This is a genomic window from Gilliamella sp. CG22 (genome assembly GCF_046635725.1).
Taxonomy (GTDB): domain Bacteria; phylum Pseudomonadota; class Gammaproteobacteria; order Enterobacterales; family Orbaceae; genus Gilliamella; species Gilliamella apicola_I.
Map to the genome: position 1 here is coordinate 104,699 of NZ_JBIDFK010000001.1, position 14,380 is coordinate 119,078.

The 14,380-nt window shown below is 34.5% G+C and carries 12 protein-coding genes; 4 read left to right on the forward strand and 8 right to left on the reverse strand.

Annotation, left to right across the window (positions count from 1 at the left end; all coding sequences use genetic code 11):
* Window positions 1–43 precede the first annotated feature (43 nt).
* The gene (gene mltA, locus ACGH46_RS00485; RefSeq protein ID WP_267380797.1) at window positions 44–1,123 is read right to left on the reverse strand and encodes a murein transglycosylase A; all 1,080 of its coding nucleotides are present in this window, start codon (window positions 1,121–1,123) and stop codon (window positions 44–46) included.
* 192 nt (window positions 1,124–1,315) lie between these two features.
* Here mltA and cycA point away from each other — a divergent pair, with 192 nt between their 5' ends.
* A complete protein-coding gene (gene cycA / locus ACGH46_RS00490) occupies window positions 1,316–2,689 on the forward strand; it encodes a D-serine/D-alanine/glycine transporter (protein WP_267349717.1) in 1,374 nt (457 codons plus the stop codon).
* Window positions 2,690–2,735: 46 nt separating this feature from the next.
* Here cycA and ACGH46_RS00495 read toward each other — a convergent pair whose 3' ends face one another.
* Entirely contained in the window at window positions 2,736–3,767 is a 1,032-nt protein-coding gene (locus ACGH46_RS00495; RefSeq protein ID WP_411603434.1) for a TerC/Alx family metal homeostasis membrane protein, read from the reverse strand.
* Window positions 3,768–3,941: 174 nt separating this feature from the next.
* Between ACGH46_RS00495 and dacB the strand changes: the two genes are divergently transcribed.
* Window positions 3,942–5,384: a serine-type D-Ala-D-Ala carboxypeptidase gene (dacB, locus tag ACGH46_RS00500; protein ID WP_411603437.1), complete on the forward strand. Its 1,443-nt coding sequence runs from the start codon at window positions 3,942–3,944 to the stop codon at window positions 5,382–5,384.
* Between the two features lie 48 nt (window positions 5,385–5,432).
* Here dacB and ACGH46_RS00505 read toward each other — a convergent pair whose 3' ends face one another.
* A complete protein-coding gene (locus tag ACGH46_RS00505) occupies window positions 5,433–7,268 on the reverse strand; it encodes an ABC transporter ATP-binding protein (protein ID WP_411603440.1) in 1,836 nt (611 codons plus the stop codon).
* Window positions 7,269–7,507: 239 nt separating this feature from the next.
* The gene (locus ACGH46_RS00510) at window positions 7,508–8,200 is read right to left on the reverse strand and encodes a helix-turn-helix transcriptional regulator (RefSeq protein WP_267349713.1); all 693 of its coding nucleotides are present in this window, start codon (window positions 8,198–8,200) and stop codon (window positions 7,508–7,510) included.
* A 658-nt stretch (window positions 8,201–8,858) separates the two neighbouring features.
* On the opposite strand from ACGH46_RS00510, the gene tatA reads away from it, so the two are divergent.
* Together tatA and ACGH46_RS00520 are read left to right on the forward strand one after the other, a co-directional pair.
* On the forward strand, window positions 8,859–9,032 hold the full coding sequence (gene tatA, locus ACGH46_RS00515; protein ID WP_411590960.1) for a twin-arginine translocase TatA/TatE family subunit: 174 nt from the start codon (window positions 8,859–8,861) through the stop codon (window positions 9,030–9,032).
* A 7-nt stretch (window positions 9,033–9,039) separates the two neighbouring features.
* A complete protein-coding gene (locus ACGH46_RS00520; protein WP_411603441.1) occupies window positions 9,040–10,224 on the forward strand; it encodes an FAD-dependent monooxygenase in 1,185 nt (394 codons plus the stop codon).
* A gap of 59 nt (window positions 10,225–10,283) precedes the next feature.
* On the opposite strand, the gene ACGH46_RS00525 is transcribed toward ACGH46_RS00520, so the two are convergent.
* The 4 genes from ACGH46_RS00525 to raiA form a co-directional block, all read right to left on the reverse strand.
* Window positions 10,284–11,324: an NADH:flavin oxidoreductase/NADH oxidase gene (locus tag ACGH46_RS00525; protein ID WP_411603444.1), complete on the reverse strand. Its 1,041-nt coding sequence runs from the start codon at window positions 11,322–11,324 to the stop codon at window positions 10,284–10,286.
* 125 nt (window positions 11,325–11,449) lie between these two features.
* Window positions 11,450–12,487 (reverse strand): A/G-specific adenine glycosylase, encoded by a 1,038-nt coding sequence (mutY, locus tag ACGH46_RS00530; RefSeq protein ID WP_411603446.1) that lies wholly within the window; start codon window positions 12,485–12,487, stop codon window positions 11,450–11,452.
* A gap of 15 nt (window positions 12,488–12,502) precedes the next feature.
* On the reverse strand, window positions 12,503–13,654 hold the full coding sequence (pheA, locus tag ACGH46_RS00535) for a bifunctional chorismate mutase/prephenate dehydratase (protein ID WP_411603449.1): 1,152 nt from the start codon (window positions 13,652–13,654) through the stop codon (window positions 12,503–12,505).
* A gap of 101 nt (window positions 13,655–13,755) precedes the next feature.
* On the reverse strand, window positions 13,756–14,088 hold the full coding sequence (gene raiA / locus ACGH46_RS00540; RefSeq protein ID WP_065558752.1) for a ribosome-associated translation inhibitor RaiA: 333 nt from the start codon (window positions 14,086–14,088) through the stop codon (window positions 13,756–13,758).
* Between the last annotated feature and the right edge of the window lie 292 nt (window positions 14,089–14,380).

The following is a 14,380-nucleotide window of genomic DNA, read 5'->3' on the forward strand; positions in this document are numbered from 1 at the left end:
TGCTATTTTAACAGTTTCTTGTTATGCCGTCGATGTTCGTAAATTAAGGTTTAATTACCCATGCCCGACCATAATGATTGTAGTATCCAGCAAGTTTACCTGCGTCATTTCCAACGCCAAGATAAAGGTCAAAATGATGGCCTTTTATGGCGCCTCCAACATCGAGCGCAACCATTAGACGAGTTTCTCGTCTACCACTATATTGACCATCCTCATCGAGTAATGGTAAATCCATTAACACCACCGAACCAAGAGGGACAAGTAACTTATCTGATGCTACCGATGCATTAGCAACCAAAGGTACAGTTGCTGCTCCTTTGACATCAGCATTGTATTGGGGCTTAAAAAAGACAAAGGAACGGTTTTCGGTTAGCAAGGCTTTGAGCTGTTTTTCAGTTTTAGTTGTAGCCCAATCTCTAATTGCTTGTAACGATATCTTTTCTTTTTCAATTTCACCTTGTTCAATTAAAATTCTTCCAATGCTGGAATAGCCATGTCCATTTTTACCGCCATAGCTGAAAAAGACCAAAGGTTCACCGTCTTCAAAATCGATATAGGCACTACCTTGAACTTCCATAATGAAGTTTTCAATTAATGAATTACTATAAGCAATTTCAAGTCCTTTACCAGCTAAAGCACCTTTATAAATCTGTTGTCGACTTGGTAATTGACCTTTGTAGTTAACCGGCATTTTATAAATAGGATATTTAAATTCTTTAGTAGGTTTATGTCTGGCTTTAATAATTGGGGTATAATAACCAGTTAAGTGCACGTTTCCAAATCCATCTTGACCTGCCATTTCGTAACTATTTAATCCTACTTTGTGAAATTCATTAGAAGCAAGCAAGCCATTAATCCAATCATCAACAGCTTTATAAATATGTTCATTTTGTTTGTATAATGCGGGCGATGCGGTTTTTATTTGTTCCACCTGCATGATGTAGTCTGTTATGTTTACAGGCGTATCTAAATTTGGATAGCTGATATTAAGTGATAAGGGTAATCGCCCGTCCGAGTATTGTTGACCCTGTTTAATGGGTTTATCTTGACAGCTGGTTAACAGCGAAAGTGTAAAAAAGGCAATAAAAACAATGAAAAGATAATGATTAAGTTTTTTTTTCATCTAATTAGTTATTATCAATAATAAACAGTATTGAATATGCTACACAATTATATTATAAGAAACTACTCATAATTATTAACGGACAATAAAAAGTTTTCATAAAAAATCAGCTTGCGATTTAGCAATATTGAATTTATAGTCCTATATTCCTTAAAAAAATCGAAAATTACGGAATAAAAGGTAATAATAGTGATGAGCAATACATCCTCAAACAATGACCTAAAACGAAACCTTTCTAATCGGCATATTCAGTTAATTGCAATCAGTGGTGCAATTGGTACAGGCTTATTTATGGGATCAGGAAAAACAATTAGCCTTGCTGGACCGTCGATCATCTTTGTTTACATGATTATTGGTTTTATCTTATTTTTTGTTATGCGAGCAATGGGTGAAATCTTGCTTTCCAACTTGAAATATAAATCGTTTAGTGATTTTGCCAATGATCTACTCGGCCCTTGGGCAGGGTTTTTTACTGGTTGGACTTATTGGTTTTGTTGGGTGGTAACAGGTATTGCTGATGTGGTTGCTATTGCCGGTTATGCACAGCATTGGTTTCCTGATTTGCAATCTTGGATCCCGATGTTATTAACCGTCGTTTTACTGTTAACACTTAATTTATTAACAGTAAAAATGTTTGGCGAAACCGAATTTTGGTTTTCAATGATTAAAATTATTGCGATTTTAGCTTTGATTGGTATTGGATTAGGATTAATTTTCACAGCATACCACTCAGATCAAACGAATACCACAGCTGCATTTTCGAATCTTTGGGATTATGGCGGATTTTTTCCTCATGGTTTTATGGGATTCTTTGCCGGTTTTCAGATAGCTATTTTTGCTTTTGTGGGAATTGAACTGGTTGGTACTACCGCCGCTGAAACAGTCGATCCGAATAAAAATTTACCTCGAGCCATTAATTCTGTGCCTGCACGTATTATCTTCTTTTACGTGTTTGCATTAATTATCATTATGAGTGTGACACCATGGTCATTTATTTCACCAAATAAGAGTCCATTTGTTGAGTTATTCACCCTAATTGGTTTACCAGCGGCAGCAAGCATTATTAATTTTGTGGTATTAACATCGGCTGCTTCGTCGGCTAATAGCGGTATCTATTCTACCAGCCGAATGTTATTTGGTTTGGCTAAAAAACAAGATGCACCAGAGCCTTTTGGAAAATTATCACGTCGTTCAGTTCCTGCCAATGGTTTACTCTTTTCATGTACTTGTTTATTCGGTGGTGTAGTTCTGATTTATTTAGTTCCTAATGTGATGGAAGCTTTCACCATAGTAACGACGATTTCCGCCATATTATTTATGTTTATTTGGTCAATGATATTGATATCGTATATGGCTTATCGACGTAAAAAAGTGAATTTGCACGAACAATCTCAATTTAAGATGCCAGGTGGTAATTTGATGTGCTTGGTTAGCTTGATGTTTTTTATATTTGTTATTGTCTTACTTACTTTTGAAAAAGATACTCGTCAAGCATTGATTGCAACACCAATTTGGTTTGTAATTTTAGGGATAAGCTATTTTATACGTTCGCTAAAACGTCAATAATTATTACTATAATGAGTAGGATGAATTCCTACTCATTGTCTGAAGATTAATCGGCTTTGTGGTGATCTTTTTCAGGCCAAATGATACTGGCAATAATACCGATAGCTAAAATGCCTAATACGATATAAAGGCTTGTTATAGGACTAATATCAATACCATGCCCAAATAAATGGTTACTTGCATTTAATGCTAATTTGATTGCTATAAAAAACAGTAAACAAATAACCGCTTTTCCTAAGTGAACTAAGTATTGTTTCATGGCTTCTAAAACAAAATACATGGTTCTGAGACCTAAAATTGCAAAAATCATGGCACTATAAACGATGAGTGGTTCTTGGCTAACCGCGATGACAGCAGGAACAGAATCAAAGGCAAACATCACATCGCTAAGTTCAATTACAGTAATACATAAAAAAAGCGGGGTTGCGTAAAAAGCTCTTTTAGGTAATTTGCCAATTAAGTTACTGTTTTCCGGTTTTGCAAGTTCTTGATCTAACTGTTTAGAGGTTAATAAAAAATGATGCCCGACAATTTTAGGATAAGCGGGAAAAATACGTTTTGCTATTCGATAAGCGAAATGGTTTGAATAATCTTTTATTTCTTCATTTTCACCTTGATTTTTTAACATCATCAAACCGGTAAAAGCAACAATAACGGAAAAAACGAGTTCCATCCAAGGCCCTAAAGCTAATAAATCCGTCCCAATGATAACAAAAATAGCACGGAATATGATGGCGCCTATTACTCCCCAATAAAGCAAGCGATGACGATAATTTTCAGGTACAGAAAACCATGAAAAGATAGCCATAATCACAAATAAATTATCAACAGAGAGAGCCTTTTCAAGTACATAACCAGTGATAAATAAGCTCGCTATTGCACTATCATGATGAAGATATAGATAAAGAGTAAATCCTAAAGCTACAGCAATCCAAAATAGTGACCATAATACAGCATTTTTTAAATTTATGGGTTTATCGTTATGATGTGCATATAAATCAATAACAATAGCTGTTAATGCTAATACAATAAAAACGATGACCGTTTCAATTGGAAAGCCTAATGAGTTGTGAATCATAATTTATCGCCTAATATGTAGTTATGTCATGATCTTTTAATAACAAAATTTAACTATTTTTACAGAACATATATATAAAAGTAGTTGAGTATATATTGATAGCAATAACAAAAAAAGATATATTTATTTTCAATATCCCTTCCCATTAATTAAAATAATTTTGAGCTGATTTTGATGAAAAATTTCAAAGTAGTAAGTTTTTTTATTATTTCTTTTTTTTCCGCTATATTGCAAGCTCAGTCAGTTGAGTCTTATGTATCTTCGTTACCCAAAGGTAGTGATATATCAATTTTAGTTCAATCTGTTGATGACAAACCAAGAACATTAGCTAAATATAAAAGCGATCAATTTAAACAGCCAGCCAGTACCCAAAAAGTGATCACTGCACTTGCAGCAGAACTTGAATTAGGAGCGGATTTTAGATTTGAAACTAAAATGTTAACTAATGGTTCAATTGCCAATAAACAATTAAATGGTGATTTGATTATTCAACTGAGTGGTGATCCAACTTTTACGCGTGGACAGTTAAAAAATATGCTGGCAAGTTTACGTGGGAAAGGGGTTGAAAAAATAACAGGAAAAGTCATTTTAGATACTTCTATATTTACCAGTCACGATAAAGCAGAAGGTTGGTCTTGGAATAATTTAACCGCTTGTTACAATGCACCGCCGTCAGCTGCAATTATCGATGATAATTGTTTTTATGTGACAATCAAACCGGGTAAGGTCGGTGCTAAAGCCTCTATTTCTGTTTCCGCAAATATTCCTGTCACGGTGACAGGTAATGTTAAAACCATAGCTAAAAACAGTAAAGATCTGAATGATAAATACTGTGAGCTTGATGCCAGTTATACTGACAAAAATCGCTATCAATTATCCGGATGTATTGCGTCAGGATCAGATAAAATAGCATTAAAATTTGCTGTACTTAATGGGGTGGATTATTTTTCAAGTGTTTTGAAAAATGAGTTAAAACAACAGAAAATTTCGTTTAATGGTGCGATTTCAGCACGTAATGAGCCAATAAATAGCAAACTTTCATTATTAGTTTCAAGCCAGTCGGCACCGCTATCAGAATTGTTAACCGTAATGTTGAAAAAATCGAACAATCTGTACGCTGATGCTATCTTTAGAACAATTGGGGCTCATTACTTTAAAATTCCAGGTACATGGCGAAATAGTGGGGATGCGGTTAAACAAATTTTACTTAAAAAAGCTGGTATTGATCTCGAAAATTTGGTGATTGTTGACGGTTCAGGTTTGTCTAGATTGAATCTGGTCAGTGCAGACAAAATGATGGAAATTCTGCAATATATTTCAGCTCATGATCGCGATCTCAAAATTATTGAAAAACTTCCTGTTGCAGGGAAGGATGGAACATTACAATATCGCAAAAGCTTTAATCAACCGCCTTTTATAGAAACCATACGAGCAAAAACGGGATATATACAAGGCAGCTATAATTTAGCTGGATTTATTGAGAAGTCAGATGGAAAAATTATCGCTTTTGTTCAGTTACTTTCGGGATATCATCCTGAAAGAAGGGATGAGCCTAAAAATAGTGCAATAATGCGTTTCGAATCTGAATTTTATAAAAAATTTGTGATTGGTGAATAAAAAATGATATTGGCACCTAGAACAAAGGTGCCAAACCGTTAAACGCACTTATAGACTATCTGGTAAAAAACCACCGCTTTGATGTTTCCAAAGTTGAGCGTATAAGCCATTTTTATCCAGTAATTCTTGATGTGTACCTTGTTCGATAATTTTTCCTTCATCCAAAACAACCAGTTTATCCATTGCGGCAATAGTTGATAAACGATGAGCTATAGCGATAACGGTTTTGCCTTCCATTAGTGCGTATAAACTTTCTTGAATAGCTTGTTCAATTTCTGAATCTAATGCACTGGTTGCTTCATCAAGTAATAATATTGGTGCATTTTTTAAGATCACCCTAGCAATGGCAATGCGTTGCCTTTGACCACCCGATAGTTTTATACCTCGTTCACCAACATGAGCATCATAACCGGTTCTGCCATTAGCATCGATTAATGTTTGAATGAATTTATCTGCATGGGCTTTTTTAGCCGCATCTATCATCTCTTGTTCAGTAGCTTGATTATTACCATAAAGTAAATTTTCCCGAACAGTTCGATGTAACAAGGACGTATCTTGTGTAACCATACCAATTTGCGCCCGTAAGCTTTCTTGATTAATCTCGGTAATGTCTTGTCCGTCAATAAGAATTTTACCTTGTTGTAAGTCATAAAAACGTAATAACAGATTAATTAATGTTGATTTTCCGGCGCCAGAGCGTCCAACTAACCCTATTTTTTGACCGGGCTTAATAGTTAAATTGAGATCGTTAATTACCGAATTTCGAATCTTTTCATCGTAAGTGAAATAAATATTTTTAAACTCGATTTTTCCATCAGTCACATTTAGATTTTTGGCATTGGGTTTATCAACAATGGTTGTTGCAGTTGAAAATGTATTCATACCATCTTTCACAACCCCAATATTTTCAAATAAAGCTGCAAGCTCCCACATAATCCAATGTGATAAACCGTTTAAACGAAGCGCTAATGCTGTGGTTGTTGCAATAGCTCCGATTCCAACTAATTGATTTGTCCATAACAGCAAGGCAACACCAGTCGTTGATAAAATAAGTAGAATAGATAGTAAATGATTCACGATTTCAAAACTGCTGACTAGTCGCATTTGTTTATTGACAGTAATCAAAAACTCATCCATAGACTCTTGGGCATACTTTGCTTCATTACCGGCATGAGAAAACAGTTTAACCGTCATAATGTTTGTATAAGCATCCGTTACACGTCCAGTCATGGTAGAACGAGCATCTGCTTGCATACTTGCAACTTTACTTAAGCGAGGAATAAAATAGTACATGGCTAAGCCATAAAGAGCACACCACCCAAAGAATGGCAGCAATAGCCAAGGGGCTAATTGACCGATTACCGCAGCCATAGTTATAAACGAAATCAACACAAATATTAAGATATCAGCAACAAGAAAGCAGGTATCTCTAACGGCTAATGCAGTTTGCATAACTTTTGCCGATATTCTTCCGGCAAACTCATCTTGAAAAAAACGCATACTTTGATTAAGCACTAGTCGATGTAAATTCCAACGCATTCGCATTGGAAAATTTCCCGCTAAACATTGATGCTTGATGATTGTTTGTAATCCAATAATCAAAGTGCTGGATAAAATGATTAAGGTTAAGATTAATAGCGATGTTTTTTCTTTTTGCCAAAGCTCATTAGGTTCGACAATCGCAAGCCAATCCACCACTTTGCCAAGGGCAGCGAATAGAAAAGCTTCAAATGCGCCACTGAGTGCACTAAATATAATTAAAAGCAGCATGAATATTCGAGTGCCTTGGGTTGATTGCCATATAAAACCTAGAAAATTTTTAGCTGCTGGTTGCGGTTCACTTTTAGGATAAGGTGACACCAATTTTTCAAAAAATCGATACATAATTGACCTAATTATTTGCTATTTTTCATTAAATTGAATCGTTGATATTAACATTGCGAGTAGAATGAATAGAGTTAGATATCCTAAAACTGATGGATAGTTATGAAATTTAACAACATTTTACTACCTATTATTGCAGATTCTAAAAATATTAAAAACTAAAGCAAGAAAGAGTTCATTTTATATTCTTTCTTGCTTTTCAATTATATCTTGAATAACGATATTTGCCTATTTTTTGACTAAAAAATATCTTTAATAATTTGTACAACTCGACCCACAAAATGGTACTTATCAAAATTTTCTTTAGAGACTTCAATAGTAGGGAATTGGTTATTGTTACAAATTAAAACCCACCCATTTTGCGTTAATCGAACTTTACGTAAAAAGGTAATATCTTCATATTCAACTAAATAGATTGCTCCATCAATAATTTCAACGATTTCCGTATTAATAATTAAACCATTATTATTGTTGATTTCAGGCGACATGAGATCCCCTTTAGCCCAATAAATGATTAATTTTTTGATATCTAATCCTCGATGAGAAGCCCAACCTTCAACAACGGGATAGTTCATGACAGGAGGTGTTTCTCGAATATATCGTTGTGATTGCGCTTCTTCTTTGGTTGGTAACTGTTTTTTATAGACGGGAATACGGTATATATTCTCGTTGTAGACATCTGCTTCATCTTCTTTAGGATCTAAAACTTCTAATTTATAGCCTGTTGCCAGCCAGTTATATGAAACATTGCATTTTTCAGCAATCACTTCCAGACGTGTCAAAGATGGATAAGTTTTTCCTGATAAATAATCTCTAATCACTGTTTCAGACATATCACATTTTTTAGCGAAGGCGGAGACAGATAAACCTTGCATTGAGCTATGTAATCTTTCTTTAAATGTTTTTACATTTTTATTTTTAATCATATTCATTTCTGATTTGTTTCTCCTATTACATCCGTTTTTCAAATTATAGTAGATATTTTATAAGTTTTACATACAACATTAAATGAAAAGCTAATATAAAAAAGTAATTTTTTGTAATTTTGTCTGAATTGTTCGTTTTATAGCAAGTTAATTATATCAATTTGCGTATTAAAAAATCAAAATATAGTGTTTTTAAAAAAATATTTTATTTTTGTTTTTCTGTTGGAATTTTGTTTATTTCCACGAGAAAAAAAGATTTTTGTCTGCTTTTTAAATGTTTTTTATTTTATATTTGATATATGTCAAATTAATTTATTTTCATGAGTTACTTACGTTAAATTTATTTATTTATTGATTTTAAAAGATTTAATTCTTGTTTTTGACCTTTTTCTTTTAAAATTTAAAATAAATAAAAAAACAAATAAAAACGTTGACTGAAACGAAAAAAAATGGATAATAAGCAGTGTAAGGATTTTTCATTGTTTTCTTTCCTTATATTCCTTATATTTCATGTTGGCCTGTATATTTATATGCAGGTCTTTTTTTTTGCTTAAACTTCTTATGAAATCATCCCTTAAAAGGTATAATGTATAAACATATATACCATTTGTTTACAATTCTATTGTTAGACGAATTAATAAAATTTAATAAAGAGGATTTTATTATGTCATTTAGTATCCCACATCTTTTAGTCTTTCTTGCTGTTGTCGTCTTGTTATTTGGTACTAAAAAACTACGAAACTTAGGATCTGATTTAGGTTCGGCGCTGAAAGGGTTTAAAAAGGAGATGAGTGAAGATATTGAATCTAAGAATGATCCTAAATTAGATAATAAATAATTGAACTATGAGTATTCAATTTGATGTCGCCATTGTTGGGGGTGGCTTAGTAGGTTTGGCAACGGCTTGTGCTTTAAGTCATTATGATTTGAAAATTGCCATTATTGATAAAAATATTCACCTACATGAAAGTTTGCCAAAGCATAAGATTGGGGTCAGAGCTTCAGCGCTAAATGGTGCTAGCCAGCGCTATTTTGCTCAAATTGGTGTATGGGATGCACTTTGCTTAAGTGGTCGTGTGCAAGAGTTTACCGAAATTGATGTGTGGGAAAAGAATGGTCAGGCTCATTTATCAGCACAGGCTAAGGATTATAGTTATCAAAATTTAGGTTATATCATTGAAAATCACGTTATGTCTCATTATTTATATCACTATGCTTTAGCTAGTAACAACATAACGATTTATAGTCAAGAAGTGATAGATAGTGTATTCGATGATAATAGTGCTTTTTTGACCTTGGCAGATCAGGTTACTTTACCAGCGAAACTTATTATTGGTGCAGATGGTGCAAATTCATGGATTCGTCAGCATGAAAATATTTCGGTTTTAGAACGTAATTATATTCATCACGCACTCATTACAACCGTTGAAACCGAATATCCTCATCATGCTTGTGCAAAACAAATTTTTTATCCCAATGGTATTGTTGCCTTTCTTCCCCTTTATCATCCTAATAAAAGTTGTTTAGTATGGTCAACTAAACCTGATAATGCAGCTAATTTAGCTTTGTTATCTGAAACCGACTTTTCTCATCAATTATTTCAATTAACAGGTGATAAAGTAGGCCACTGTCAGTTAATTAACCCAAGAATGATTTTTCCATTAAAAGCACGCTTTGCCAAGCAGTTTGTTAAACATCGTTTAGTTTTAGTTGGCGATGCAGCGCACACAATTCATCCTTTAGCTGGGCAAGGCGTCAACTTAGGTTTTCAAGATTCGGCCTTGTTAGTGTCGACAATAAAAAAATTAATCGATGAGAATCAGGATATTGGCTTGGTCAGTAATCTAAAATCATTTCAGTTTACGCGTCGTAAAGATACGATGGTAATGTTAGCGGCAATGCAAACTATTCAAGATATGTTTAATGGGGATAACTTATTTAAGAAGGCACTAAGAACGGTAGGCATGAATACTATTGATTATTGTTCACCATTAAAAAAACAGTTGATTAAATATGCCATGAAGATATAAATTTGCTGATGTTTATTATCCTGTAGCGTGTGCTACAGGAGATAAAATTTTAGCATAAGTTATTTAAAAGCTATTTGATAAGATGCCGGAACAAATGGCGATGAAGGAATACGCAAAGGCCAATAAGGATCACGGAGTAAGCCTCGACCAATCGCTATCAAATCTGCATCACCTCGGCTTAAAACGTAATCGGCTAAGTAATGATCTTCAAGCATACCAACAGCTATTATTGGTAAATCTATCGATTGTCTGATAGCGCTAGCCAAGTAAACTTGATAACCGGCATGAAAATCAGGGGTGTGAGCTGGATCAAGCTGTCCGTCACCGCCACCACTCACATCTAAAACGTCAGCGCCCGCATCGGCAAAACGTTTAGCTATTTTGCATCCATAATCAACACTATATCCATCTTTACCATATTCTTGCGCTGAAAACCGAATAATTAACGGCATGTCAGGTGGCATAACCGATTTAGCGGCTTTAATAACTTGTTCTCCAAAGAGTAACTTATCTTGACCATATTCATCGGTTCGTAAATTGGTTTTAGGTGAACTGAATTGATGTATTAAGTAACCATGTGCGCCATGGATTTCAATTGCATCGAAACCAGCTTCAACGGCCCGACGGGTTGATTCTTTAAATTTTTGAATAATGTCAGCGATTTCATTTTTTGATAATTCTCTTGGCATTTGATATTGCCACTGTTTATTGGCTTCGTTAGTGCCGTCATAAAGAAGAGGAGAGCAAGATACCACATCATCAGCTCCTAAAGCTTTACGCCCTGCATGGGCAATTTGAATGGCTATTTTGCCATTTTGGGCGTGAACGGCATCAACAATGCGTTTAAACTGATCACGTTGTTCATCATTCCATAAGCCTAGACAATTTGGCGAGATTCGTCCATTTGGTGCAACATTCGTCATTTCAACAATAATTAAACCAACGCCCCCAACAGCTCTTGAAACATAATGAATAAAATGCCAATCATTTGGTAAACCATCTTTAGCTTGATATTGACACATTGGAGGCATAACAATACGATTTTTTAATGATAATTTTTTAATCGTAAAAGGTGTATTTAAATAAGATATTTTAGCCATATAGAATTCCTTAAATTATTGGTGAACAATAGATTCTCAACTTTTTGTGAAGAATAATTAAGCTATAATATCGCTAATTTAACCGATAGTTAACCAACCGATCAATTTTAAGCTCATTTAATCAATCATGAATTCAATTGCTTCAATAAATTGTAAATGGGTGTTGCTAAGCCAATTTTCGCATTTTCTGTTGTTAAGTTATACCAATAGCCATTACTTTCATCTAAACATTTCGTGTTGTTAACCATGATGCAATGAATCGGTATGATATCTAAATGAAAATGGCTAAAAGTATGGCGAAAAGAAATCAATTGTTGTGGTGGAGTTGTTTGAATTCCATAATCGTTTAGCCAATTGATTAATGCTTGCTTTGTAGCAAATTGTGGTGGGCAATATAAACCGCCCCAGATACCCGATGGCGGTCGTTTTTCAAGCCATATACTCTGGTTGTATTCTAGCATCAAAAAATAAGCTGATTTTTCAGGAGTTGTTATTTTCGGTTTTTTGGTAGGATATTGTTGCCAACTGTTTGTTTGATAAGCGATACAATCACTTTGTAGTGGGCATAAGTTACATTTAGGTTTAGTGCGAGTGCAAACCATTGCGCCTATATCCATCATCGCTTGATTAAATTTTGCTACATCATGCTTTGGTGTGACCTGTTCGCTCAATTGCCAAAGTCTGTTTTCAATGCTTTTATTGCCAGTCCAACCTTCAACAGCAAAAAAGCGTGTTAAAACCCGTTTTACATTACCATCTAAAATAGGGTAATGTTGGTTTTGAGATAGCGACAAAATTGCGCCAGCAGTTGACCGCCCAACACCGGGTAAGGCAACGACATCATCAAATAAAGTAGGGAAGTGACCTTTAAACTTGTCAGTAACCATTTTCGCCGCTTTATGTAAATTACGGGCTCGAGCATAGTAACCCAATCCAGTCCACAAATGTAACACATCATCAATCGGGGCGTGTGCTAAATCGGTTATCTTCGGAAAATGCTCAATAAAACGATTGAAGTAGGGGATGACAGTTGCAACTTGAGTTTGTTGGAGCATCACTTCAGACAACCAAACATGGTAAGAACTTTTTTCAATTTGCCATGGTAACGTTTTTCTGCCGTACTGTTCATACCACTTGAGCACGGCATTTGAAAATTTTTGCATAGTGTTAATAATATATTACATGAGAGAAGAAACGGAATCACTTGGATAGCAGCCAAGCACTTTGGTGTATAAGGTAATAGCTGAGAGTTCCTTGAGCGCAGTTTGCATTTCATGAGAATTTAGATTACCTTGTAGATCGATATAAAACATCTCTTCCCATGGCGTACCATGGATTGGTCGAGACTCCAGCTTTGTCATGACAATGTTGTGATTGCGCAATACTAGTAATGCATCAACTAAAGCCCCAGCTTGTTGACCTGTTTTCATTAGGATAGTTGTTTTAGCAGGTATCTGATTTGAAACGTCAACAGGTTGTCGAGCTAACACAATAAAGCGAGTGATATTTTCTTTTTGATTAGCAAAATCATGTTTAAGTACTTGTAGTCCATATAATTCACCGCCATCTTTGTTACCCATTGCTGCAACATTTGGCTTATTGAGGCTTGCTACCATCTCCATAGCTGACGAGGTACTGTCGCAATAGACAATTTTCCAATGAGGTGATTTTTCTAAAAAGTTACTGCATTGTTGAAATGGTTGTGGATGACTATAAATAGTGTCAATTTGCTCCAGTTTGGCATTAGCAATAGCAAGTACGCAATGATCTATAGGTAATGAAAGTTCACCAATGATATGTAAATTGGTTTTTTGTAAAAGATCATAAACTTCATTAATCGAACCAGAGCTTGAATTTTCGATAGGTAAAATACCAAAATCCACCACTCCTTTTTCGACTTGCTCAAAAACATCTTTAAAGGTTGAACAACTGGATTCCGTCATTTCTTCAAAGTGAGCACTCGCATAACGTCGCGCAGCAGAGTGGGAGTAAGAGCCTTTGGGCCCTAAAAAAGCAACTTTTGCCGTCGCTATGGTGTTGTGATTAAGTTTTTCTTGTAAGATCTTTTGTTGTAGTAGAACGGAATCTTCAATAATAACCTGATATAGACGTTTTATTAAAATATCATCAAGATGATAGTCTTTTCCTTGATGAATAAGTGAATTGATTAATGAGCGTTCACGTTCTAAATCACGCACAGGAATGTTGGCTTCAATTTTTGTTTGAATGACTTGTGTTGAAATTTGGCGACGTTTAGCTACAAGCTCTAATAATTTCGCATCAATTTCATTAATTTTATCTCGCAAGGGTAGTAAAGGATTAACAGTCATTTGGCTTAATTAAGTAAAAAATAGATGTGTAATATTATAACAAGCAAAAAAATAAAGGCACTATCAAAGTGCCTTTTAATTTATTTGTGATCATCTATTTTCTAAACTTGCTCTTCCAGTACGGCTCCTTTGATGCTATCAAAGGCTCGGCGAGATTCCCCTTTATGCTGAATCTTATTGAGTTGTTTTTCGAGTTTTCCAATAAGATCATTAATTGCTGCATACATATCAATGTGTTTAGCTGAAGCAACTAACGGTGTGCCTTTGGTTGCAATGGTGGCATCAATAATAAATCCATCAGGTTCCTTCGATAATATAAAGTGAGGGTTGATTAACAGTGCTCTCCATTTATCTAGTTTCGAAAACTTATCTTCAAGATAACGACGAATTGCAGGAGTAATGTCCATTTGTTTACTGGTAATACTTAACGTCATGATTGACCTCCACTATGTTTACTAAAAAGTTTACTAAAAAATTCGCTAACAAATTGAGCTAACTCAATGGGGGATTTCTACCTCTACATTGGCAAATTATTGCAGTTTCGTCAATCAGTTATTTATTTATTCTGTAAATTTTGTGATTAACATTCAAAATAATTTCTGCTGATTTTAATCAATCAGATTTCAAATCTGCATTTTGCCATCTTTTTCCTATATACTGTTAACTATTTGGTTCTAATAGGAACTCGATACTTTTTAATGAGGATATTGTGAATTATTTAGATAA

Coding starts and splice junctions, on each gene's coding strand:
- tatA (WP_411590960.1), top strand. CDS start 8,859: ATGTCATTTAGTATCCCACATCTTTTAGTCTTTCTTGCTGTTGTCGTC.
- ACGH46_RS00520 (WP_411603441.1), top strand. CDS start 9,040: ATGAGTATTCAATTTGATGTCGCCATTGTTGGGGGTGGCTTAGTAGGT.
- pheA (WP_411603449.1), bottom strand. CDS start 13,654: ATGACTGTTAATCCTTTACTACCCTTGCGAGATAAAATTAATGAAATT.
- raiA (WP_065558752.1), bottom strand. CDS start 14,088: ATGACGTTAAGTATTACCAGTAAACAAATGGACATTACTCCTGCAATT.
- ACGH46_RS00495 (WP_411603434.1), bottom strand. CDS start 3,767: ATGATTCACAACTCATTAGGCTTTCCAATTGAAACGGTCATCGTTTTT.
- cycA (WP_267349717.1), top strand. CDS start 1,316: ATGAGCAATACATCCTCAAACAATGACCTAAAACGAAACCTTTCTAAT.
- ACGH46_RS00510 (WP_267349713.1), bottom strand. CDS start 8,200: ATGAATATGATTAAAAATAAAAATGTAAAAACATTTAAAGAAAGATTA.
- ACGH46_RS00505 (WP_411603440.1), bottom strand. CDS start 7,268: ATGTATCGATTTTTTGAAAAATTGGTGTCACCTTATCCTAAAAGTGAA.
- ACGH46_RS00525 (WP_411603444.1), bottom strand. CDS start 11,324: ATGGCTAAAATATCTTATTTAAATACACCTTTTACGATTAAAAAATTA.
- mutY (WP_411603446.1), bottom strand. CDS start 12,487: ATGCAAAAATTTTCAAATGCCGTGCTCAAGTGGTATGAACAGTACGGC.
- dacB (WP_411603437.1), top strand. CDS start 3,942: ATGAAAAATTTCAAAGTAGTAAGTTTTTTTATTATTTCTTTTTTTTCC.
- mltA (WP_267380797.1), bottom strand. CDS start 1,123: ATGAAAAAAAAACTTAATCATTATCTTTTCATTGTTTTTATTGCCTTT.